Annotated in this window: 18 protein-coding genes and 1 tRNA gene; 11 read left to right on the top strand and 8 right to left on the bottom strand. The window is 72.3% G+C overall.

Annotation, left to right across the window (positions count from 1 at the left end):
• Positions 1-35: 35 nt before the first annotated feature.
• Positions 36-1,157, bottom strand: coding sequence for a flagellar basal body P-ring protein FlgI (locus V3T34_RS15400; protein WP_060847281.1), 1,122 nt, complete (start codon positions 1,155-1,157; stop codon positions 36-38).
• 234 nt (positions 1,158-1,391) lie between these two features.
• Here V3T34_RS15400 and V3T34_RS15395 point away from each other — a divergent pair, with 234 nt between their 5' ends.
• From V3T34_RS15395 to dksA, 5 genes are all read left to right on the top strand, one after another.
• Entirely contained in the window at positions 1,392-1,808 is a 417-nt protein-coding gene (locus V3T34_RS15395; RefSeq protein WP_060847282.1) for a flagellar assembly protein FliX, read from the top strand.
• Positions 1,809-1,976: 168 nt separating this feature from the next.
• The gene (locus V3T34_RS15390; RefSeq protein ID WP_305079130.1) at positions 1,977-3,656 is read left to right on the top strand and encodes a methyl-accepting chemotaxis protein; all 1,680 of its coding nucleotides are present in this window, start codon (positions 1,977-1,979) and stop codon (positions 3,654-3,656) included.
• Between the two features lie 112 nt (positions 3,657-3,768).
• A complete protein-coding gene (locus V3T34_RS15385) occupies positions 3,769-5,145 on the top strand; it encodes an MBOAT family O-acyltransferase (protein ID WP_091889781.1) in 1,377 nt (458 codons plus the stop codon).
• A 12-nt stretch (positions 5,146-5,157) separates the two neighbouring features.
• Positions 5,158-6,195, top strand: a complete 1,038-nt coding sequence (locus V3T34_RS15380; protein WP_305079129.1) for a hypothetical protein — start codon at positions 5,158-5,160, stop codon at positions 6,193-6,195.
• 160 nt (positions 6,196-6,355) lie between these two features.
• Complete coding sequence (dksA, locus tag V3T34_RS15375; RefSeq protein ID WP_060847286.1) at positions 6,356-6,775, top strand: RNA polymerase-binding protein DksA; 420 nt, start codon at positions 6,356-6,358, stop codon at positions 6,773-6,775.
• A 526-nt stretch (positions 6,776-7,301) separates the two neighbouring features.
• Here dksA and flgH read toward each other — a convergent pair.
• The 4 genes from flgH to flgF are packed head-to-tail and all read right to left on the bottom strand — an operon-like array spanning position 7,302 to position 10,683.
• Positions 7,302-8,048: a flagellar basal body L-ring protein FlgH gene (gene flgH, locus V3T34_RS15370; RefSeq protein ID WP_091754694.1), complete on the bottom strand. Its 747-nt coding sequence runs from the start codon at positions 8,046-8,048 to the stop codon at positions 7,302-7,304.
• Between the two features lie 11 nt (positions 8,049-8,059).
• Positions 8,060-9,121, bottom strand: a complete 1,062-nt coding sequence (gene flgA, locus V3T34_RS15365; RefSeq protein WP_060847288.1) for a flagellar basal body P-ring formation chaperone FlgA — start codon at positions 9,119-9,121, stop codon at positions 8,060-8,062.
• An 8-nt stretch (positions 9,122-9,129) separates the two neighbouring features.
• Positions 9,130-9,921, bottom strand: a complete 792-nt coding sequence (flgG, locus tag V3T34_RS15360; RefSeq protein WP_048431285.1) for a flagellar basal-body rod protein FlgG — start codon at positions 9,919-9,921, stop codon at positions 9,130-9,132.
• Positions 9,922-9,936: 15 nt separating this feature from the next.
• Positions 9,937-10,683 carry a flagellar basal-body rod protein FlgF gene (flgF, locus tag V3T34_RS15355; protein ID WP_060847289.1) on the bottom strand — a complete coding sequence of 249 codons (747 nt, stop codon included), beginning with the start codon at positions 10,681-10,683 and terminating at the stop codon, positions 9,937-9,939.
• Between the two features lie 281 nt (positions 10,684-10,964).
• On the opposite strand from flgF, the gene fliL reads away from it, so the two are divergent.
• From fliL to V3T34_RS15330, 5 genes are all read left to right on the top strand, one after another.
• Positions 10,965-11,480, top strand: coding sequence for a flagellar basal body-associated protein FliL (fliL, locus tag V3T34_RS15350; protein WP_060847290.1), 516 nt, complete (start codon positions 10,965-10,967; stop codon positions 11,478-11,480).
• Between the two features lie 27 nt (positions 11,481-11,507).
• On the top strand, positions 11,508-12,722 hold the full coding sequence (fliM, locus tag V3T34_RS15345) for a flagellar motor switch protein FliM (protein ID WP_060847291.1): 1,215 nt from the start codon (positions 11,508-11,510) through the stop codon (positions 12,720-12,722).
• A gap of 62 nt (positions 12,723-12,784) precedes the next feature.
• Entirely contained in the window at positions 12,785-13,408 is a 624-nt protein-coding gene (locus V3T34_RS15340; RefSeq protein WP_305079128.1) for a DUF6468 domain-containing protein, read from the top strand.
• Positions 13,405-14,400 (top strand): MotE family protein, encoded by a 996-nt coding sequence (locus V3T34_RS15335; protein ID WP_331369224.1) that lies wholly within the window; start codon positions 13,405-13,407, stop codon positions 14,398-14,400. Before V3T34_RS15340 ends, V3T34_RS15335 begins: the two co-directional genes overlap by 4 nt.
• 91 nt (positions 14,401-14,491) lie before the next feature.
• On the top strand, positions 14,492-17,950 hold the full coding sequence (locus V3T34_RS15330; RefSeq protein WP_305079127.1) for a hypothetical protein: 3,459 nt from the start codon (positions 14,492-14,494) through the stop codon (positions 17,948-17,950).
• A 164-nt stretch (positions 17,951-18,114) separates the two neighbouring features.
• On the opposite strand, the gene V3T34_RS15325 is transcribed toward V3T34_RS15330, so the two are convergent.
• The 3 genes from V3T34_RS15325 to V3T34_RS15315 all read right to left on the bottom strand — a co-directional run bounded on the left by V3T34_RS15325 (position 18,115) and on the right by V3T34_RS15315 (position 19,819).
• Complete coding sequence (locus V3T34_RS15325; RefSeq protein WP_305079126.1) at positions 18,115-19,233, bottom strand: aminotransferase class V-fold PLP-dependent enzyme; 1,119 nt, start codon at positions 19,231-19,233, stop codon at positions 18,115-18,117.
• Positions 19,234-19,389: 156 nt separating this feature from the next.
• Positions 19,390-19,590, bottom strand: a complete 201-nt coding sequence (locus V3T34_RS15320; RefSeq protein WP_305079125.1) for a hypothetical protein — start codon at positions 19,588-19,590, stop codon at positions 19,390-19,392.
• Positions 19,591-19,734: 144 nt separating this feature from the next.
• Positions 19,735-19,819 (bottom strand) — tRNA-Leu (locus tag V3T34_RS15315).
• A gap of 497 nt (positions 19,820-20,316) precedes the next feature.
• On the opposite strand from V3T34_RS15315, the gene V3T34_RS15310 reads away from it, so the two are divergent.
• A protein-coding gene (locus tag V3T34_RS15310) for an IS3 family transposase (RefSeq protein ID WP_331369223.1) occupies positions 20,317-21,500 on the top strand; the annotation gives its coding sequence in 2 pieces (ribosomal slippage) (positions 20,317-20,581 and positions 20,581-21,500; 1,185 coding nt in all).
• The last annotated feature ends 34 nt before the right edge of the window (positions 21,501-21,534 follow it).

Here is a 21,534-nt window from a genome sequence, read left to right as displayed (position 1 = left end):
TCGGGAGAGAAGGGCAGGGGAGGGCGGGCGCGGGCTCACATCACCTCGATGTCGGCCTGGAGCGCGCCGGAGGCCTTGATCGCCTGGAGGATCGAGATCAGGTCGCGCGGGCCGATGCCGAGGGCGTTGAGCCCGTCGACCAATTCGCGCAGGGTCACGCCCTCCTTGACCAGGGCGAGCTTGTTCTTCTCGCCGGCATCGACCTTGAGCGCGGTGCGCGGCACCACCACGGTCTCGCCGTTGGAGAACGGGGCCGGCTGGCTCACCTGGGGCTGCTCGGTGATGGTGACGGTGAGGTTGCCCTGCGCCACCGCCACGGTGGAGACCCGCACGTCGCGGCCCATCACGATGATGCCGGAACGCTCGTCGATCACCACCCGGGCGGTCTGGTCGGGCTCGACCTTCAGCTGCTCGACCTCGGTGAGCAGCCGGATCATGTTGCCCTGGTAGCGCGGCGGGACCTGCAGGGTGACGGTGGAGGGGTCGGTCGGCTCGGCGGTGTCGGCGCCCATGAAGTCGTTGATCGCCGCGGCGATCCGCTTCGAGGTCGTGAAGTCGGGGTTGCGCAGGGACAGGCGCAGGCACTTCTGCTCGTTGAGCTTGAAGGCGATCTCGCGCTCGATCACGGCGCCGTTTGCGATGCGGCCGTTGGTCGGCACGCCGCGGGTGATCTTGGCCGCGTCGCCCTCGGCCTGGAAGCCCGCGATGGCGAGGGACCCTTGCGCCACCGCGTAGGCCTCGCCGTCGGCGGCGAGCAGCGGCGTGACCAGCAGCGTGCCGCCCTGGAGCGACTTGGCGTCGCCGAGCGACGACACCGTGACGTCGATGCGGGTGCCCTGCGCGGCGAAGGGCGGCAGGTTCGCCGTCACCATCACGGCGGCGAGGTTGGCGGTGCGCATCACGGCGCCGCGGGTGTTGACCCCGAGCCGCTCCAGCATCGCCTGTACCGACTGCTTGGTGAAGGGCGCGTTGTTCAGCGTGTCGCCGGTGCCGTTGAGGCCGACGACGATGCCGTAGCCGATGAGCTGGTTGGTCCGCATCCCCTCGACGCTGGCGAGGTCCTTCACCCGCGACAGGGCGAGGGCGGGGCCGGCCGCGAGGAGCAGGACGGGCAGCAGGCAGGAGAGGCAGGCGAGGGCGAGGAGGCGGAGGCGCATGACGGGGTCCCGAAACTCGGAACGTGCCGTTGCCAGGACCGTGCCAGCGCCGATCCCAGGCGTAAGTCTTTGGTAAGGTTACCGATCCGTTGCCGGGCCGGGCGCCGGGGGGTCGATCCGGGCCCGGTCGTTTTCGCCCGGCGGCAAGATCTGCCGCCTCGTTTACGGGGCGTTCACCATACCCGGGCGAGGTTCATGCCGCACACCGAAGACCCGTGACCCGGACCCCATCGCATGCGTGTCGACACCCGCCTCGCGGCCGCTCCCCTGTCGGGAGCCGGGCCGCGCTCCCTGCCGGCAGGCGGCGTGTTCTCCCTCGGGATGGAGGGCGCGCGCGGGCCGACCAGCGCCGGCGGCGCGGTGCCGCTCGCGGGCCTGAGCGCGATCCTGACCCTCCAGTGCCAGGACGAGATCTCCGCCGACCGCCGCCGCCGGGCGACCAAGCGCGGCCACGACCTCCTCGACGGGCTCGACCGCCTCAAGGCGGCGCTGCTCGGCGGGCGGGTCGCGGCGAGCGAGCTGAAAGCCATCGCGGGCCGCCTCGCCGAGCGCAGCGGCAATACCGGCGATCCACGCCTCGACGACCTGATCGGCCATATCGAGCTGCGGGCGCAGGTCGAGCTCGCCAAGCTCGAGGCCGCGGCCGGCTGAGCGGCGGGGGCCGGTGCCAGCGCAAGGCGCGCCGGCGACGTACGGTTGCGGGAAACGCCACTTTTCCGCCAGACTGTCCGTGTCGAAATGTTTCTCGGATTGACTTAGGGTTTCCTTCAAAATTCACGGCGATACAGGGCTCCCGCACAGTACTGGAGTCCCGACCCGATGCGCGCCCTCACCACGATCCGCGGACGACTGATCGCGCTTCTCGTCGTCCTCGCCGGGCTGATCGCGGGTTCGCTCGGGGGCGGCTGGTGGGGCGTCGCCGGCATGCGCGAGGCCGTCGACCACATCTACGGCGGCCGCGTCGTTCCGCTGCGCGACCTGAAGTCGGTCGCCGACCTCTACGCGGTCAACATCGTCGACACCTCGCACAAGCGCCGCGGCGAGAGCCTGTCCTGGGCCGACGCGCGGCGCAACGTCGAGCAGGCGATGGCGCGGGTCGACACCCACTGGTCGGCCTACCGCAGCAAGGCGATGAGCCCGCGCGAGGACGGGATCGCCCGCGAGGTCGAGGGCGCGATGGCGGCGGCGAAACCGGCGGTGACGCGGCTCGTCGGCCTCCTGCGGGCCGAGGACGCCGCCGGGCTCGCCGCCTTCGTGACGCGCGACCTCTACCCGGCGATCGACCCGATCTCGGACGCGGTCGGCAAGCTCGTCGACCTGCAGCTCGACGAGGCCCGCGAGGGCAAGCTCGCCGCCGACCGTCTCTACGACCTCCTGGCGGCGACCTTCCTCGGGGTGATGCTGGTGGCCGCCGCCGCGATCGCCGGCGCGGCCTGGATCGTGCTCGCCGGCGTCTCGACGCCGCTCACCCGCATCACCGGCCAGATGCGCGCCCTCTCGGACGGCGACCTCGCGGTGGCGGTGACCGACGGGGGCAAGCGCGACGAGATCGGCACCCTCGCCCGCGCCCTGCAGGTGTTCAAGGACGCCCTGATCGCCAAGCGCGAGGCCGACCGGGCCGCCGCCGGGGAGGCCGACGCCAAGCTGCGCCGTGCCGCCCATCTCGACGGCCTGATGCGGGCCTTCGAGACCCGGGTGACGGCCCTGAGCCGCGGCGTCGCGACGGCGGCGGCCGGCATGGAATCGGCGGCCGGCAGCATGGCGGCCACCGCCGAGGCGACGACCGGGCAGTCCGTGACCGTCGCGGCGGTCGCCGAGCAGACCTCGGCCAACGTCCAGACCGTGGCGAGCGCCACCGAGGAACTCGCCGCCTCGATCCAGGAGATCACCGGCCAGGTCGGCCTGTCCGCCCGCATGGCGGTCGCCGCCCGCGAGGAGACGCAGCGCACCGACGCGGTGGTCCAGTCCCTGGCGACCGGCGTCCGCGCGATCGGCGACGTGATCGGGTTGATCTCCGGCATCGCGGCCCAGACCAACCTGCTCGCGCTCAACGCCACCATCGAGGCGGCACGGGCGGGCCCGGCCGGCCGTGGCTTCGCGGTGGTGGCCGCCGAGGTCAAGGCGCTGGCCGAGCAGACCGCCAAGGCGACCGAGGAGATCGCCGCCCAGATCGGCGTGATCCAGGCCGGCACCGGCGGCGCGGTCGAGGCCATCGCGGCGATCGGCCGGCGGATCGGCGAGATGGATTCCATCGCCACCGGCGTCGCGGCGGCGATGGAGGAGCAGGGGGCGGCGACCCAGGAGATCGCCCGCAACGTGCAGGAGGCCTCCCGCGGTACGCTCACGGTGACGCAGTCCATCGCCACGGTGCGCGACGGCGCCGGACGGACCGGGGACGCCGCCGCCGAGGTGCTGGGGGCCGCCCAGGCGATGTCGCGTTCCGCCGAGGAGCTGCAGCGCGAGGTGATCGGCTTCCTCGGCGAGGTGCGGGCGGCGTGAGCCGCTCGCCGGCCCTCCGTTGACGCACCTGCCCCGATCTCCCACAACGGCGCCCGCTTGAAGACGGGCGGCCGTGGCGTCGCCGAAGAGGTCTGCGACACCCCCGGCCGCGATGCTGTTCAACTCCTTCCCGTTCCTGTTCGGCTTCCTGCCGGTCGCCCTGGCGCTGCACGCGCTGGTCGCCCTGCACCGCCCGGCCTGGCGCCTGCCGCTCCTCGTGGTGCTCTCGCTGGTCTTCTACGGCTGGTGGGACCCGCGCTTCGTGCCGCTGCTCGCCGCCTCGATCGGGCTGAACTGGCTCGTCGCGCGCCGGTTCGGGCACAGCCGCGCGGTCGTGCTGATCCCGCTCGCCATCGCCGCCAACCTCGCGGTGCTGGCGCTGTTCAAGTATGCCGGGTTCCTCGCCGGTCTCGCCGCGCTCCTGCCGGGGCTGCACGACCTCGCCCGGCCGAGCCTCGCGCTCCCGCTCGGCATCTCGTTCTTCACCTTCCACCACGTGATGTACCTCACCGACCTGCGCGCCGGCCGGGCGCCGCAGATGAGCCTCACGCGCTACGCCCTCTACATCGCGTTCTTCCCCCAGGTGCTCGCCGGGCCGCTGGTGCGCTGGAGCGAGATCCTCCACCAGTTCGACGAGAAGCCCTATGCCCGCCCGGACGCCGCCGAGCGGATCGGGCGCGGGCTGATGCTGCTCTGCCTCGGGCTCGCCAAGAAGGTGTTCCTCGGCGATCCGCTCGCAGCCTACGCCAACCCGGTGTTCCAGGCCGCCGCCGAGGGCAAGGTGGTCAGCGTCGTCGACGCCTGGCAGGGCACGCTCGCCTTCACGTTCCAGATCTACTTCGACTTCTCGGGCTACACCGACATGGCGCTGGGTCTCGCGCTGCTGTTCGGGATCGTGCTGCCGCAGAACTTCGACGTGCCCTACCGCGCGACCTCGCTGCAGGACTTCTGGCGGCGCTGGCACATGACCCTGTCGCGCTTCCTGCGCGACTACCTCTACATCCCCTTCGGCGGCAACCGCCGGGGCCTCGCCGTGCAGCTCGCCGCGCTCTTCGCCACGATGACGCTCGGCGGCCTGTGGCACGGCGCCGGCCTCACCTTCGTCGCCTGGGGGGCGGCGCACGGCGCCGGGCTCGGGATCGGCCTCCTGTGGCGCCGCGCCGGGCTGCCGATGCCGGCGCTGCTGGGCTGGGCCCTGACCTTCCTGTTCGTGGCCCTGACCTGGGTACTGTTTCGCGCCACCAGCTTCGAGGCGGCGATGGCCGTGTTCAAGGGCCTGGCCGGCCACGCGCCGGTCGGCCACGGCTTCAAGTGGCGGGCCTTCGTGCCCGCCGCCCTGGTGGCGCTGATCGGCCCGACCGCCTGGGCGGCGGTCCACCGCCTGCCGCCGCGGCCGGCCCTGGCGGTCGCCTTCGCGGTGCTCCTCGTCGCGGTGCTGCTGCGCATCGGCGACGACGCCAACTACGAGTTCATCTACTTCCAGTTCTGAGGGGCCGATCCGATGCGCGCTGACCCCTCGGTCGCGACCACCGCACCCGCCGCCTGGCGGCGTTTCGCCGTCACCCTCGTGGCCGCCGCCGCCCTCCTGCTCGCCGGCTACCTCGCCCTGGCGCTGGCGGTCGACCCCTACGACACCGGCCGGCCCCGGCTCCTCGCCCGCGACGGCGTGCGCCCGCAGGGGCCGCGCACCGCGACGGCGAGCCGGGGCCGCGACCCGGCCTTCACGGCGGCGATCGTCGGCAACTCGCACATCCAGCTCGTCGCCCCGGCCCGCCTGCGCGAGGCGACCGGGATCCCGTTCGTGCAGCTCTCCGTGCCGGGCACCGGCCCGGGCGAGCAGCTTCTCGTCGCCGGGTACTTCCTGCGCCATCACCCGCACGCGCGTGCCCTGGTGCTCGGGATCGATTCGGCCTGGTGCACCGGTGATCCCGCCCTGCCGCCCTTGAAGCCGTTCCCGTCCTGGCTGCTCGCCGACGACGCCCTCGGCTACCTGCGCGGGCTCCTGCGCATCCGCGTCGCCGCCGAGGTGGTCAACCGCATCGGCTGGGCCTCGCGCAAGGCCCCGCGCCGGGCGGCGCCGGACGGCTACTGGGACTACGAGCCGGACTACCTCGCCCTCGGCGCCCCCGACGGGCCGGGCTGGGAGGGGTTCCGCACCCGGCGCGCGCCGGACGACCCCGATCCGAACTCGGGCGGACCCGCCTTTCCGGCCGCCGAGCGACTGCGTGCCCTGGCGCGGGGCGTCGATCCCGCGACCCGGCTGGTCGTGGTCTTTCCGCCGGTCCACGCCCCGGCGCAGGACCGGGCGGGCACGCCCCGGGCGGCGGCCTCCGCCGCCTGCCGGGCGGCGCTGGCGGCGGCGGTGGCGCCGCGGGGCCGGGTGGTCGACTGGTCCGGCGATCGGCCCGAGACGCACGACCCCGCCCTGTTCTTCGACGCCACCCACTACCGCCAGCCGCTCGCCCGACGCCTCGAGGCCGATATCGCCGCCGCCCTCGCGGTACCGCGAGGCGAGGGCGCAGAAGCGCCTCGACCGTGACACGTTTGCCGCAGGGGGGCGCCGTCCCCTGGTCCGCTCCTTGCGTGCCGAGGTTCAGACATTGTGGTGGCGTGCGGGCTCTATTATAGGGCAGCGCCAAGTGGGCCACGGCCATCACATCGGCCGCGGTCTTGACAACATCGGTTATCCGAGGGGCGCGATGGCGAAGATCGTGATCGAGGAGGGCTATGCCCCCAATGACGCCGAGCCCTTCATGAACGAGCGTCAGCGAGAGTATTTTCGCCGCAAGCTCCAGGGGTGGAAGCAAGACATTCTGCGCGAGGCCCAGGACACCCTGGTAGCGCTGCAGAGCGAGAACGAGAACCATCCCGACCTGACTGACCGCGCCTCGTCGGAGACCGATCGGGCGATCGAGTTGCGCGCCCGCGACCGGCAGCGCAAGCTGATCGCCAAGATCGATGCCGCGCTCTCGCGCATCGAGGACGGGTCCTACGGTTACTGCGAGGAGACCGGCGAGCCGATCTCGCTCAAGCGCCTGGAAGCCCGCCCGATCGCGACGCTGTCGCTCGAGGCCCAGGAGCGCCACGAGCGGCGCGAGCGGGTGTACCGGGACGATTGAGGCTCCGCGCCCCCGAGGCGCACGTCCCAATCGAGCACGGGCAGGCCCGTGCTCCATGCCGGTATGCAAGCCCGACCCGGGACGGAGCAGGCGCAGCGGGATTTCCTCGCGCGCCGCTCGCCCGCAAGAATGCAGGGCTGTCCAGGAACAATTCTCGTTGAGAATTGATCGCCAGGCCCCTCTCTCAAAAGGGAGCGGGCGGACGCGGCATTCGTGTTTCCCCCCGGACAGCCTTGCTGCAGGGGGGGAGAGCTGCTGCGCGCTGCAGCGCGGTCTGGTCCATCAGGCATGACGATCCGACGGCCGGGGCCGGGCGCAAGCCGGCATCCCGGCCGTTCGCGTTCAGGCCACGCTGAAGCCGGCCATGGAAACGAGAGCGGCCCCGGCGGGAAGTGCCGGGGCCGCGCCGCGACCGGGGGACTCAAGGGGGGAGCGTGCCCCCCGGTGCGGGATTCTCAGGGACCGTCCGGGTGGGACGGCACCTTTCGCCGGACCGGCAACCGTTCGCTAGAACGGCAACCGTTCGCTAGAACGGCAGCACGACGTCGAGGAACTGCTGGCCGTAGCGCGGCTGCTGCACGTCGGTGATCTGGCCGCGGCCGCCATAGGCGATGCGGGCCTGGGCGATCTTGCTCGAATCGATCGTGTTGTCGGACTCGATGTCCTCGGGCCGCACCACGCCGCCGACGATCAGTTCGCGTACCTCGAAATTGATGCGGATCTCCTGGCGGCCTTCCAGCACCAGGTTGCCGTTCGGCAGGACCTGCGTGACGATCGCCGCCACGTTGGTGGTCACGGTCTCGGCCCGCTGGACCGAGCCGGCGCCGTCGTTGGTGGTGGTGGCGTCGGTGGCGAGCATCTTGGCCGGGTCCATGCCGGCGAGGAGCTTGGTCTTGGTCTCGAGGCCGAAGGCGTTGGGCATCCCGAACGACTCGCTGTTCGAGCGCGAGCGCTTGGTCTCGTTGTTGAGGTTGGCCTTGTCGGTGACGTTGATCTTCACCGTCACGAGATCGCCGACCTTGGCGGCGCGCTGGTCCTTGAAGAAGGCGCGCGAGCCGGTGCGCCACAGCGAGTTCGACGCGTACGAGACCGGCTGGACGTCCGGCATCGGCAGCCGCACCGGGCGGTAGCCGGGCTGGGCGGTCGGGTCGTCGATCGCCGAGAGGGTCGGCGTCGCGCCGATGTTCTGGAGGCGGTCGACGGTGTTGCAGCCGGCGAGCAGCGCGCCGGCGAGACCCAGGAGGGCGAGGCGCGAGAGGCGGGAGACGGTCACGGCGCGCCTCCTCACGGCTGGGCCGCGGCGAGGCGGGCGGCCGGGGCCGCCGCCGTCACCGGCACGATCGGCGCCACGGTGACGCGGCCGGGGCCGATCACGGTGGCCTGGATCACCTTCTTGGAGACCGGGTTGACCACCCCGATCACCGCCCCGAGGGGCCCGCCCTCGCGGGCCTGGCCGCGCAGCGCCAGGGCGACGCCCGGGGTCTCGTACACGATGGTCACCGCCTCGCCGCGGGCGACGAGGTCGGGCCGGGTCAGCTCGGCCGCGCGCAACGCCGTGCCGGCGCCGAGGGGCTTCTGCGCCACCTGGCCGAGGAAGGCGGCCGGGTCGGCGGCGATGTCGGCCGGCAGGCCGTCGCGGGGCCGGCGCTCCACCGCCACGTCGGCGGCGTTCAGGGTCTCGCCGCGGGCGATGGCGCGGGTCAGCACCGCGACGTCGGCCATCTCGACCACCTGGCCGGCGACGCGCAGCGAGGACTGGCGCTCGCCCACCACCACCAGCGCGGTGACGCGGCGGCTGCGCGGATCGTAGGTGACCTCCTGGGCGGTCACCGCGCTCACGAGGTCCGGCGGCACGGTCAGGACCGGGGCCTCGCCGTCGAACGCGATGGTGACGAAGCCGACGTCGAAGCCGCGCTGCTTGGCGAGCACCGCCTTCACGGCGCCCTCGATCTCCGGGGCGCCGATGCGGCGGGCCGCGCGCTGGACCGAGATCTGCAGCCGGCCGCCGCTCTCCGGCGCGTCGAGCCCGAGGCCGGCGGTGGCCTCGACGATGCGCCGGACCTGGATGGTGCCGGAGGTGCCGAGCGCCGGGGCCCGGAACAGCGCCTTCTGGGCGAGCGCCGGGGGTGCGCCGGAGACGAGGTCGCCCAGGGTGATCACGTCGCGCTCGGCGGTGATGTCGCCCTTGATCGCGAGGCGCGGGACCTCGACGGCCAGGACCGGCAGGGTGAGGAACCCGAGCGCCACCAGCGTCAGCGCGGTGCGCGACAGGATGCCGGCGCCGAGGAGCGCGCGGCGCGCTGCGGGCGAGCGAAGGGTGGGGGCGGGAAGAGCCGTGTGGGTCATCGGGGCGCTCATCCGCGGAACATCTGCGAGGTGGTGGAGAGCATCTGGTCGGCGGCGGTCACGACCTTCGAGTTCATCTCGTAGGCGCGCTGCGCGGCGATCAGCGACGAGATCTCCGAGACCGCGTTGACGTTGGCCTCCTCGAGGTAGCTCTGCTGCAGGTTGCCGAACCCGTCGGTGCCGGGATTGCCGGTGATCGCCGGGCCCGAGGCCAGGGTCTCGACGAACAGGTTGTCGCCGATCGATTCGAGGCCGACCTTGTTGACGAACCGCGCCATCTGGATCTGGCCGAGGTTCTGCGGCGCGGTCTGGCCCGGGATCTGCGCCTGCACGATGCCCGAGGCGCTGATGGTGACCGCGGTGGCGTTGTTCGGCACCGTGATGTTCGGGTTCATCAGGTAGCCCTCGCGGGTCACGATCTGCCCCTGCGCGTCGAGGTCGAACGACCCGTCGCGGGTGTAGGACGTGCGCCCGTCCGGCATCGTGACCTGGAAGAAGCCCTCGCCGCGCACGGCGATGTCGTAGGTCTTCTCGGTCGAGGTCAGGGTGCCCTGCGACATCACCCGGGCGGTCGAGGTCGTCTTCACGCCCGAGCCGATGGCGAGGCCCGCCGGCAGCTGGTTGTTCTGGTCCGAGGTCGCGGTGCCGGCCCGGCGCAGGTTCTGGTAGAGCAGATCCTGGAAATGCGCCTGCTGGCGCTTGTAGCCGGTGGTGCGCAGGTTCGCGATGTTGTTCGAGATGACCTGGACGTTGAGTTCCTGGGCCGCCATGCCGGTGGCGGCGGCGTAGAGCGCGCGCATCGTTCAGGCTCCCCTTCAAGCGTTGCCGACGTCGGCGAGGCGCTGGATCGCCTGGCCGCGCAGGGAATCGAGCCGCGACACCGTGTCGGAGACGAGCTGGTAGGTGCGGTTCACCTCCAGCATCCGGCTCATCGCCACGACCGGGCGGACGTTCGAGCGCTCGAGCGCGCCGGGCTCGATCCGCCCTTGCGGGCCGGCGGGCTGGGCCGGGGTGTTCGAGGAATAGAGGTTCGACCCGGCATTCGTCAGACCCTGCGGGTTGGCGAAGGTGACGAGGCGCAACTTGCCGCGGGTGCCCTGGTTGGTCGACACGGTGCCGTCGGGCCCGAGGCCGAGGCCGGTCTCCTGCTGGCCGATCTGGATCGGACCGCCCTCGCCGAGGACGGGGTAGCCGTCGCTCGTCACGATCTGCCCCTGCGCGTTCAGCTCGAAGGCGCCGTTGCGGGTGTAGCGCTCGCCCTGCGGCGTCTGCACCGCGAAGAACGCCTCGCCGCGGATCGCCGCGTTGAGCGGGTTGCCGGTCGCCTCGACCGGCCCCTGCGACAGGTCGAGCGGCGTGCCCGAATCGATGACGTAGGACAGACGCCGGTCGGGGCGCTGGAAGGTCTCCGCGCTCGCCTTCGGCATCAGGTATTCCTGGAAGCGCGTCGTGCGCGCCTTGAAGCCCGTCGTGGTGACGTTGGCCATGTTGTTGGCGATGACCTCGAGCTCGCGCCCGAGGGCCATCTGGGACGAGAGCCCGATCAACTGAGCATTCTGCACCGGCTACTCCCCGACGATGCGTGGTGGCGGGCCACCCCGCTCCCCAGCGGCGGACCCGGGATGGTGATCGCAGGCACCGTGCCAGGCCGGGGCACCGGGATTTCTTCAGTTAAGGCAAATGCTTGGTTAATCGGAGCGCCGGCCCGGACGGGTCGTTTCGTGCCGACCCGGCAGTTTCGACCAGGCAGAAATTGCCGCCTTAACGGCGCGTTAACCGTCTTCTCGCATTCTGCGGCCCTGTCCCGGCAACGGGTCATTCCGAAGGATTTGGACGGCGGGCGATGGCCAGGAAGCCGAAGAATGCGCCGGCCGGCGACGGCGAGGCGGAGGGCCAGGACGGCGCCGCCCCCGCCGGCGGCTCCAAGAAGAAGCTGATCGTGATCGGCGCGGCGGTGCTGCTGGTCGCGGGCGCCGGCGGCGGCGGCTTCATGGTGATGCGCAGCCGCGCCGCGCATGCCGAGAAGCCGGCCGCCGAGCAGAAGCTGCCGGTCGCCTTCATGGACGTGCGCGAGATGAGCATGAACCTGATGCCCGAGCCCGGGCAGACCCAGCCGCGCTTCGTGCGCCTGAAGGTCGCCCTCGAGGTGCGGGACTCCAAGGTGGCGGCCGAGATCCAGCCGCTGATGCCGCGGGTCGAGGACACGTTCCAGGTCTTCGTGCGCGAGCTGCGCGTCGGCGACTTCGAGGCCGCCGGCGGCACCTATCGCCTGCGCGAGGAGCTGCTGCGGCGGGTCAACGTGGCGGTCTACCCCGCCAAGGTCGACGCCGTGCTCTTCAAGGACTTCATCATCCAATAGGCCTCTCTCGCAGGATTTGGTGCTTCCGTGGCCGGACCCGACGACACCATCGACGAAGACGACTGGGCCTCCGCCCTGATCGAGCAGGGCGGCGGCGGCGACGCCTCGCTCGCCGACGAGTGGGGTGCGGCGCTCGCTGAGCAGGGCACCGCCACCCAGGCGAGCGACATGGCGGCCGAATGGGCCAACATGATCGACGAGGGGGAGACCGAGAACCTCCCCGAGCTCGCCGGCAACGACCGCATCCTGAACCAGGAGGAGATCGACCAGGTCCTCGGGTTCTCGCTGCGCGAGCTCTCGGCCTCGGGCGCGGGCGGCATCCGGGCCATCGTCGATTCGGGCGTCGTCTCGTACGAACGCCTGCCGATGCTCGAGATCGTCTTCGACCGGATGATCCGGTTGCTGTCGACGTCCTTGCGCAACTTCTTCCAGGACAACGTCGAGGTCACCCTCGACAACATCACCTCGGTGCGCTTCGGCGACTACCTGAACGCGATCCCGCTGCCGACCCTGCTCGGCGTGTTCCGGGCCGACGCCTGGGAGAATTCGGGCCTCGTCACGGTCGAGTCGAACCTCGCCTACTCGACCCTCGACCTCCTGCTCGGCGGCAAGCGCGGCGGCACGAGCATCCGCCTCGACGGGCGGCCGTTCACGCCGATCGAGATGCAGCTCGTGCGCCGCATGGTCGAGATCATCCTGGGCGACCTCGAGGCGTCGTTCCAGCCGCTCTCGCCGGTGCGCTTCCTCATCGACCGGATCGAGACCAACCCGCGCTTCGCCACCATCACACGGCCGGCCAACGCCGCGATCCTGATCGACCTCAAGCTCGACATGGAAGGCCGCGGCGGCCTCCTGCAGATCCTGTTTCCCTACGCCACGATCGAGCCGATCCGCGACCTGCTGCTGCAGAGCTTCATGGGCGAGAAGCTCGGCCGCGACCACATCTGGGAAGGCCACCTCGCCACCGAGATCTTCCAGGCCGACGTCGCGGTCGAGGCGGTGCTGCACGAGATGTCGCTGCCGCTGCGCCGGGTCCTGTCGCTTGAGGTCGGCGACACCATCATGTTCGACGCCAAGCCCGCCGACCTCATCACCCTGCGCTGCGGCGACTGGGCGACGACGCAAGGGCGGATCGGCCGGCTCGACGATTCGATCGCCGTGCAGGTGACGCGGCCCCTGCGCCGCTCGCGCACCACCTTCGCGGCCTTCGAGGCCTCGATGCAGAACCGCAAGGACGGCTAGCCGATGCCCGTCCCCGCATCCCCGTCCATCCCGTCGCCGACAAACCGGAGCGAGGCCGCGTCGTGAGCCTGATCGTCAGCATCCTGGCCGACCTCCTGGTCGCGGTCCTCCTCGTCGCCTGCATCGCCACGTCGGTCGGTCTCGGCCGCCGCATCACCCGCCTCAAGGGCGACGAGGCGGCGATGCGCCAGACCATCGGCGACCTGATGGTGGCGACCGAATCCGCCGAGCGGGCGATCTCGGGCCTGCGCAGCACCCTCGCCGAGTGCGACCGCACCCTGGCCGAGCGCCTGCGCATCGCCGAGCGCACCAACGCCGACCTCGCCACCCAGCTCCGGGCCGGCGACGAGGTGCTCTCGCGCATCGGCGGCATCCTGGCCCAGGCCCGCGCCTCGGTGCCCGGCGAGGCCGCCGGCATGACCTCCCAGCCCGGGGTGAGTCACCCCGGAATGACGCCGGCCGCCCAGGCCGCCATGGTGCAGGCCGCCTTCGCGCCGGTGTCGGCGCCCACCGCGGTGCCCGCCGCCGCCCAGATGCCGCCGCGCGCCGTGCCGCCGCAGGCCGCGCCGGGATCCGCCGCCGAGCCCCGGCCGGTCTCCACCGGCGAACGCCTCGGCGCCGCCGCCGCCGCCGCCCGCGCCCTCAGCGAGCGCGCCCTGAGCCGTCTCCAGGCCCAGGCCGCATGACCCTGACGCTGCTCCTGCGCCGCTTCGCCGGGTTGCCGGACGCCCCGGTCGCCGCCGGGGCTCAGCCCCAGGCCGCGGCGGCCGCGTTCCCCTCCGCCGGCGCGAAGCCGGACGCCGCGCCGGTCGCGGGTCGTCCCGCTGCAGGTGCTGCCGGCGCCGGCAAGCCCATGGCCGCCACCGGGCTTCCGGCGAAGCGGCCGCAGGCGCCCGTCACCCTGTCGGCGCTGTTGCGGCGCCTGACCGCGACGCCGGCCTGGCGCGGGCCGATGATCCGGCTGCGCCTCGTCGACGCGGTGGCGGTGGCGGCCTGCGGGCTCCTCTTCCTCAAGGTCCTGGCCTTCCTCGACGCCGCGCCCTCCACCGGCAGCCGCTTCGCCGAGGTGCTGGCCCATGCCCGCTCGGGCTGGGAGCCCGCCGACCCGACGGTGACCGGCTCGGTCTCGCCCAAGGAGACGGCGCCCGCCCCCACGACCTCGGCCCCGCCCGCGGAGCCGCCGCGGCCGTCCGGCGAGCCGGTCTCCTCTTCCGAGCGGGCGATCCTCGAGAAGCTCGGCGCCCGGCGCGACGCGCTCCAGCAGCGCTCGCGCGACCTCGAGACCCGCGAGCAGCTGATCGAGAACGCCGAGCGCAAGCTCGAGAGCCGCATCAACGACCTCAAGACCCTGGAGCAGAAGGGCGACGACGCCGCGGCCAAGCGCGCCGAGGCCGAGGCGGCCGGGCTCAAGTCCCTGGTGACGATGTACGAGACGATGAAGCCCAAGGAGGCCGCCCGGGTCTTCGACCGGCTGAAGCTCGACGTGCTGGTGCCGGTGGTGGTCGCCATGAACCCGCGCAAGATGGCCGAGGTGCTGGCGGTGATGCAGCCCGAGGCGGCCGAGCGGCTGACCGTGGCGCTCGCCCAGCGCGCCCGCGGGGCGGGCGGCCCGAAATCCGCCGCCGTCGCCCCGGGCCTGCCCCCGGGTGAGCTGCCGGCGATCGACGGGGTGCGCTGACCTTCCGTCCGGAGACCCGCGGGCGGCGAATTAAGCCCGCGTTAGCCGTGTGCCGTCATGGTGCCGGCTCGGGGTTTACGGGCGGATCGCGATGGGTTCGACGGGCAGGAGCCGCTGTGCTGCGGCGCTGATCGCGCTGGCGGGATGGACCGCCGGAGCGAGCGCGGCCGCCGCGGCGCAGCTCACGGCGATCCAGGGCAGCGAGCAGAAGAATTTCGGCCGCATCGCGCTCACCTTCGACCAGGGCGTGAAGGTGACCGCCAAGGTCGTCGGCGGCGTGCTGGTGGTGGGCTTCCGCGAGCCCGTCACGGGCCAGCGCGACCGCCTGGCGAGCGAGATGCCGGCCTACGTGGCCCAGGTCCGCCGCGACCCGGACGGCTCCGGCCTGCGCGTCGCCCTCCAGGCCCCCTACAAGGTCAACGTGCTGGAGGCCGGCGAGCGGGTCTTCATCGACCTGCTGCCCGAGGGCTGGAGCGGCCTGCCGCCGAGCCTGCCGCCCGACGTGCTGGCCGACCTCACCCGCCGAGCCGAGGAGCTGAGCGCCCGCCTGCGCCGCGAGGCCGCCGCCCGCGCGCCGCGCCCGGTGCCGCTGCGCCTCGAGGTCGCCCATCTGCCGACCCTGACCCGGTTCACCCTGCGCCTGCCCAGGGAGGCCCAGGCCGCCCTGACCCGGGCCGGCGGCGACGTCCGCCTGCGCGTCCCGGGCGCCTACACGATCGACGCGTCCGAGGCCCGCTCCGGCGCCCGGCCGGCCGTGACCGCCCTGGCCACCGAGGCGAGCGCGGAGGCCGCCGGGGTCACCGTGAAGCTCGCCGAGGGCTACACCGCCGAGGGCTACCGCGAGGAGGATTCCTACGTCCTCGACCTGATCAAACCGGGCGGCCAGGCCTCGGCTCAGGATGCCAAGACTGCCGAAGCCAAGCCCGCCGAAGCCAAGCCCGCCGAAGCCAAGCCCACCGATACCAAGTCCGCCGAAGCCAAGCCCTCGGATGCCAAGCCGCCGGAGCCCCGCGCCGCGGACGCCCGGATGACGGCGGGCGAGGCGCCCGCCGGCCCGCCGCCCGCCGCCCGGGCCGAGGCCGGGTCCGGCGTCACGCCACCGGCGGATCCGGCCGCGTCGTCCGGCCCGGTCCAGGCCCGGATCGTGCGTGCCTGGCCCGGCCTGCGCATCGCCTTCCCGTTTGCCTCCCGGCCGCCGGCGGCTCTGTTCGAGCGTGCCGGGATCGCCACCCTGGTGTTCGAATCCACCGCGCCCGTCACCCTGCCGGCGCTGGCGGCGGGCGGGCCGGCGAGCGTCGTCGACGCGCCGCAGACGGACGGCGCCTTCACGGTGATGCGGCTGCGCCTCGAATCCGGCACCCTCGCCCAGCTCGCGATGGGCGAGGGGCAGGGCTGGGACCTGGTGCTCGGCGACGGCAGCGCGCCGAGCGGCGACCTGCTCGCGCCCCAGCGCAGCGCCGACCCGTCGGGCAAGCCCGCGGTCTCGGTGCCGCTCGCCCGGCCCGGCGGCGCCCTCTGGCTCGAGCGCGACGGCGAGCGCATCGCCGTGGTGACCGCCCGGGGGGCGCGGATCGCCGGGGTGCCCAAGCGCGGCCGCTTCGTCGAGTTCGAGGTGCTGCCGAGCCGCCAGGGCGTCGCCGTGCTGGCCGCCGCCGACGACCTCACGGTGCGGCCCGGCCTCGCCGAGGTGACGATCACCCGGCCCGGCGGCCTGTCGGTCTCCCCGACGGTGGTCGAGGCGCCGGAGGCCGGCCCGAAGGCCGCCTCCACCCTGATGGTGCAGCCCGAGCGCTGGGCCGAGGACAAGCGCGGCGACGTGCGGGCCCGGATCCATGCCGCCGAGGCCGCCGCCGCCGCCGCCGAGCGGCCGGCCCGCTCGGCCGCCCGGATCGACCTCGCCCGCGTGCTCCTCGCCAACGGCTTCTCGGCCGAGGCCTCCGGCGTGCTGAACTACGCGACCCGCGAGGACCCGACATTGGCCTCCCAGGCGCCGGTGCGGCTGCTCTCGGCGATCGCCGCGCTGCGCATGGGCCAGGACGCCCGGGCGGCGGGCTTCCTCAACCCCGACGGCAAGCAGGCGCTCGACCCCGAGATGCGGCTGTGGCGCGGCTATCTCGATGCCCGCGGCCGGCGCAGCGGCCAGGCCCTCGCCGCCTTCAAGGCCGCGCTCCCGGTGATCGAGGCCTATCCGGACGACCTGCAGCTGCCGCTCTACCTCGCGGGGGCGGAGGCCGCGCTCGAGGTCAAGGACCCGGCCTTCGCCCAGCGGGCGCTCACCGCGGCGACGCCGCTGGCCGAGGCGCCGTTGCCCCGCGACCGGCTGGCCTTCCTCAAGGCCCGCTTCGCCGAGGCGATCGGCCAGGAGGCCGAGGCTCGCCGGGCCTACCAGCAGATCTCCGAGACCGGCGTGCCGCCGGTCGCCGCCGAGGCGACCCTGCGGCTCGTCGATGCCGGGCGCGCCGCCGGCACGATGACGCCGGAGGCGGCGATCGACCGGCTCGAGCGCCTGACCCTGATCTGGCACGGCGACACCGAGGCCGAGGCCCTCGCGCGCCTCGGCCGGCTCTATGCCGGCACCGGCCGCTGGCGCGACGCCTTCGCGACCGCCCGCAAGGCCAACCGCCTCTATCCCGACCATCCGGCGACCCGCGGCCTGCACGACGACACGGTGGCGCTGTTCTCCGCCCTGTTCCTGTCGGACAAGGGCGCCAGCCTCGGGCGGATCGAGGCCCTGGCCCTGTTCTACGACTTCAAGGAGTTCACGCCGGTCGGCCGCCAGGGCGACGAGATCGTGCGGCGGCTGGCCGACCGGCTGGTCGCCCTCGACCTCCTCGACGCCGCCGGCGACCTGCTGCAGCACCAGGTCGACAACCGCCTCACCGGCGCGGCGCGGGCGAGCGTCGCGGCCAGGCTGGCGACGGTGCGGCTGATGGAGGGCGAGCCGCTCAAGGCCCTCAAGGTGATCCAGAACACCCGCCTGCCGGAGCTGCCGGCGCCGATCCGCGACGCGCGCCTGCTCCTCGAGGCCCGGGCGCTGTCCGACCTGTCGCGCACCGACCTCGCCCTCGAGCTCCTCGACGGCAATGCGAGCGCCGAGGCGGCGCACCTGCGCGGCGACATCCTGTGGGGCGCGCGACGCTGGCGCGAGGCCGGGGAGGCGCACGAGACGCTGCTCGGCACCCGCTGGCGCGATCCCGGGCCGCTGTCCGACGCGGAGCGCAACGACGTGATGCGGGCGGCGATCAGCTACGCGCTGGCCGAGGACACCCTGAGCCTCGACCGCCTGCGCACGAAGTACACCCCGAAGATGGCCGACAGCCCGGACGCGCGCACCTTCGGCCTCGTCGCGGCCCCCAACGCCGCCGCCACCGCGGCCTTCCGCAGCCTGGTGCGCCAGGCGACGAGCGCCGAGACTCTGACCGAGTTCCTGCGCGCCTACCGTGCCCGCTACCCCGAGAGCGCCGCGCCGGAGCGCCCGAGGCCCGGCCCCGACGGCACCCCGGGCACCGGCCCGGAGGCGCGCGGCGCCGGCGGCCCGGCGCCGGGCTAGAGCGTTTCCCGACGAAGCGGATGCCGGTTCGTCGAAGAAAATGCCGCAAAATCAAAAACCTAGAAAGCTTCGCGATTGCAACGCGATCGTGAAGCGCTCTAGTCCCCCGGGCCGACGCCGACGCCGGGTCGTCGCGCCCCCGCCGGCGCCGGCGGGGGCGAGGCCTACGGTTCGCGGCGCAAGGCGGCGATGCAGCGGTCGATGTCGTCCTCGTCGGCCCAGACATGCGGGCTGAGGCGCAGCGCGCCGGATCGCTCGCTCGCGTGGATGCCGGCCTCGCGCAGGCGATCGAGCAGGCCGGCGGGCAGGCCGCCCGGCGCGCGCAGCCCGAGGACGCCCGGCGCACGCAAGGCGCGCGGCGCGGCGGCGAGCGCGAGCCCGGCGATGCCCTCCTCCAGGCGGTCGGTGAGGTGCCGCAACCGGGCCGTCACCGCCGACGCATCGAAGGACAGGAGCAGTTCCAGCCCGGTCGCCGCCATCGGCAGCAGGACGGGGTCGTTCAGCTCGCCCCGGTCGTAGCGGCGGGCGCCGGCCGCGGGCGGGCGGTTGCCGAGGTTCTCCTCGATAGGTGTGCCGTCCTGCCGGTGGGGAGCCGCGTACAGGAAGGCGAGCCCGTAGGGGCCGAGCGTCCACTTGTAGGTCGGGAAGGCCAGGAAGTCCGGGAGCCAGCGACCGACATCCACCGGCACGGCGCCGGCCGCCTGGGTCGCGTCGATCACCAGCGCGGCCCCGACGGCGTGGACCGCCGGCGCGAGCCGGTCGAGGTCGATCAACCCACCATCGGTCCAGTGCGACGGGGTCAGGGTGGCGATCGCCAGGGGCGGCGCCCCGGGGCGCCCGATCGCGGCCAGCAGGGCCGCCGTCCAGTCGCCGTCCCCGGGGCGGGGAACCTCCTCGACGCTCAGACCCCGCGCGGCGGCGAGCCGGTCGAAGGCGTAGCGCAGCGACGGGAATTCGTCCGCGACCCGCAGCACCCGTCCGCCCGGCGCGACGGGGAGGTTTGCCGCGGCCGTCGCCATCGCGTGGCTCACCGACCCCACGATCGCTACGTCGTCCATCCCCGCGCCGACGAGCCGGGCGGCGGCCGTCCGCGCCCGCTCGGCCTGGATCGGGATCGCCTCGCGCCGGTGCGTCCAGGGCCGGCTCTTCACCAGCAGGCCCGCCTCCCCGGCCTCGCGGACCGCCCAGGGCAGCGGGGACCACGCCGCCGCGTCGAGGTAGCTGACGTCCCGGGGGATTTCGAACAGGTGCCGCTGGCAGGGCAGGGGGGTGATCGCGCTCATGCGGAAGGATCTGCGTTCGCTCTCCCGATCACGCGGGCGAACCGCGCCGCGGCTCGTCGAACGGGGGAGTGGGGGGATCGGGGCACGACCCGCCCTACCACGACGCGCCCCGGCCCAGGAGGCCCGGCGGACGGGCCGGTCCCTCGGGTCTCCGCGTCAGACCTCGCCCTCACCCGACGGGCCGGGACGCCGCCGCGGCTCCTCGCCGGTGGTGCTGGTACCGGGATCGAGGGCGTCGGGTTTGCGGGCCGCGTCGTGGTTGGCCGGCGTCACGCCAGCCTTGGCGGCGGCCGCGTCTTCGTCGCGGCGGGTCAGGTGCGGGCGGGCGGTGAGCAGATCTTCGCGTCTGTCGGGCATGAACGATCCTCCGGTCAGCACACGCCAACGCGGATCGACCCGGACGGGTTCGTCACGGTGCAACCGAGAGACCAAAAGGGTAATGCCGGGACTGAAGGCATTCGCGTCCGCTGCGGGGACAGCATCAACACCCTCGAAGGGTGTTGGTGCCCAGGAGAGGACTCGAACCTCCACGGCTTGCACCACTGGTACCTGAAACCAGCGCGTCTACCAATTCCGCCACCTGGGCCCGAAGCGCCTTGCGGCCCCGCGGTAGGGAGCGTTTAGAGCGTGGCGGGGGCGGCGTCAACGGAATTGCGTCGACTTTGCTGATCCCGAGTCGGGTGCGGATCGCAGCCTGCAGATCTCACCGTCAGGATTCATATCGCGGCTCAGGCGCAGTGAGCGTCGAGGTTCTGGAGTCGCGCCCGCTTCCCCCACCAACCGGCGGAGGACTTTGTGTTGGGAGCTTGATTATCAGGATAAAAAAATTGATTCATCTTAATTAATATAGGTATATATACTTATATATCATGAAATTAAATCATGTTTATCCATGATAAAATCAATCAATATAAATAAATACATTTACTTTTTTTGACAAATACGTATTTTTGAAGATTTTAAATGTTTTGAGGAAAATCGAATTTTCGAAAATTCGATCTTTCAAACACGCTTGAAATGGTCAGCCCCCATCGGAGTGGTCCGCCCTGAAGTATGGCTTTGAGCCGACGGAGGACGGACGCGATGGGAACGAAGAAGCACAAACCGGAAGAGGTTGTGGCCAAGCTGCGGCAGGTGGACGTGCTGGTCTCGCAGGGGCAGAGCGTGGCAGACGCGATCCGGGCGATCGGCGTGACCGAGGTCACGTATTACCGCTGGCGCAAGGAGTTCGGCGGGCTGAAGTCCGACCAGGTGCGCCGGATGAAGGAGCTGGAGACCGAGAACCAGCGGCTGCGCAAGGCGATTGCGGATCTCACGCTCGACAAGCTGATCCTGCAGGAGGCCGCCCGGGGAAACTTCTGAGCCCCGCGCGCCGGCGCGCCTGCATCGAGCATGTCCGGACCGTGCTGACGGTCTCCGAGCGGCGCGCCTGTCGCGCCCTCGGACAGCATCGCTCGACGCAGCGCAAGGTGCCGCGGGGGAGAGACGACGAGGCGGCGCTGCTGGCCGACCTGGTCGAGTTGGCGCGCCGGTATGGCCGCTACGGCTATCGCAAGATCGCCGCCCTGCTGCGGGCGGCGGGCTGGCTGGTCAACGACAAGCGGGTGGAGCGGCTTTGGCGGCAGGAGGGGCTGAAGGTGCCGGCCCGTCAGCCCAAGAAGGGCCGGTTGTGGAACGGGGATGGCTCCTGTGTCCGGCTGCGGCCCGAGCACCGCAACCACGTCTGGTCCTACGACTTCGTCGAGGCGCGCACGCATGACGGGCGTAAGGTCCGCCTGCTGAACGTCATCGACGAGTTCACCCGCGAGTGCCTGGCGATCCGGGTAGCGCGCAAGCTCAAGGCACCGGACGTGGTCGATGTGCTCTCGGACTTGTTCATTCTGCGCGGCGTGCCTGCGCACGTTCGCTCTGACAATGGACCGGAGTTCATCGCTCAATCTGTGCAGAAGTGGATCACCGCCGTGGGCGCAAAGACAGCCTACATCACGCCAGGCTCACCGTGGGAGAACGGCTACATCGAGACCTTCAACGCGAGGCTGCGGGATGAGTTGCTGAACGGGGAGATCTTCTACTCTCTGCGGGAGGCACAGATCCTGATCGAGAGCTGGAGGAGACACTACAACGGGGTTCGGCCGCACGCCTCGCTCGGCTACCGCCCGCCGGTCCCGGAGGTGTTCGTGCCAGCTTTAACCGCTTGGCCGGCTGCGCTCGCCCGACCGGCTCCGCCGGCCAAGCTACCCGTGGTGGAAAGGCCCACGGTTCACTAACATTCCACTCGGGCCACCCCGTGGGGGCTGATCA

Origin of the sequence: Methylobacterium ajmalii, from assembly GCF_036448855.1 — a bacterium.
Classification (GTDB): domain Bacteria; phylum Pseudomonadota; class Alphaproteobacteria; order Rhizobiales; family Beijerinckiaceae; genus Methylobacterium; species Methylobacterium ajmalii.
This window is presented reverse-complemented; position numbering and strand designations above follow the sequence as displayed.

Coding starts and splice junctions, on each gene's coding strand:
- V3T34_RS15400 (WP_060847281.1), bottom strand. CDS start 1,157: ATGCGCCTCCGCCTCCTCGCCCTCGCCTGCCTCTCCTGCCTGCTGCCC.
- V3T34_RS15395 (WP_060847282.1), top strand. CDS start 1,392: ATGCGTGTCGACACCCGCCTCGCGGCCGCTCCCCTGTCGGGAGCCGGG.
- V3T34_RS15390 (WP_305079130.1), top strand. CDS start 1,977: ATGCGCGCCCTCACCACGATCCGCGGACGACTGATCGCGCTTCTCGTC.
- V3T34_RS15385 (WP_091889781.1), top strand. CDS start 3,769: ATGCTGTTCAACTCCTTCCCGTTCCTGTTCGGCTTCCTGCCGGTCGCC.
- V3T34_RS15380 (WP_305079129.1), top strand. CDS start 5,158: ATGCGCGCTGACCCCTCGGTCGCGACCACCGCACCCGCCGCCTGGCGG.
- dksA (WP_060847286.1), top strand. CDS start 6,356: ATGGCGAAGATCGTGATCGAGGAGGGCTATGCCCCCAATGACGCCGAG.
- flgA (WP_060847288.1), bottom strand. CDS start 9,121: ATGACCCACACGGCTCTTCCCGCCCCCACCCTTCGCTCGCCCGCAGCG.
- flgG (WP_048431285.1), bottom strand. CDS start 9,921: ATGCGCGCGCTCTACGCCGCCGCCACCGGCATGGCGGCCCAGGAACTC.
- fliL (WP_060847290.1), top strand. CDS start 10,965: ATGGCCAGGAAGCCGAAGAATGCGCCGGCCGGCGACGGCGAGGCGGAG.
- V3T34_RS15335 (WP_331369224.1), top strand. CDS start 13,405: ATGACCCTGACGCTGCTCCTGCGCCGCTTCGCCGGGTTGCCGGACGCC.
- V3T34_RS15330 (WP_305079127.1), top strand. CDS start 14,492: ATGGGTTCGACGGGCAGGAGCCGCTGTGCTGCGGCGCTGATCGCGCTG.
- V3T34_RS15325 (WP_305079126.1), bottom strand. CDS start 19,233: ATGAGCGCGATCACCCCCCTGCCCTGCCAGCGGCACCTGTTCGAAATC.
- V3T34_RS15320 (WP_305079125.1), bottom strand. CDS start 19,590: ATGCCCGACAGACGCGAAGATCTGCTCACCGCCCGCCCGCACCTGACC.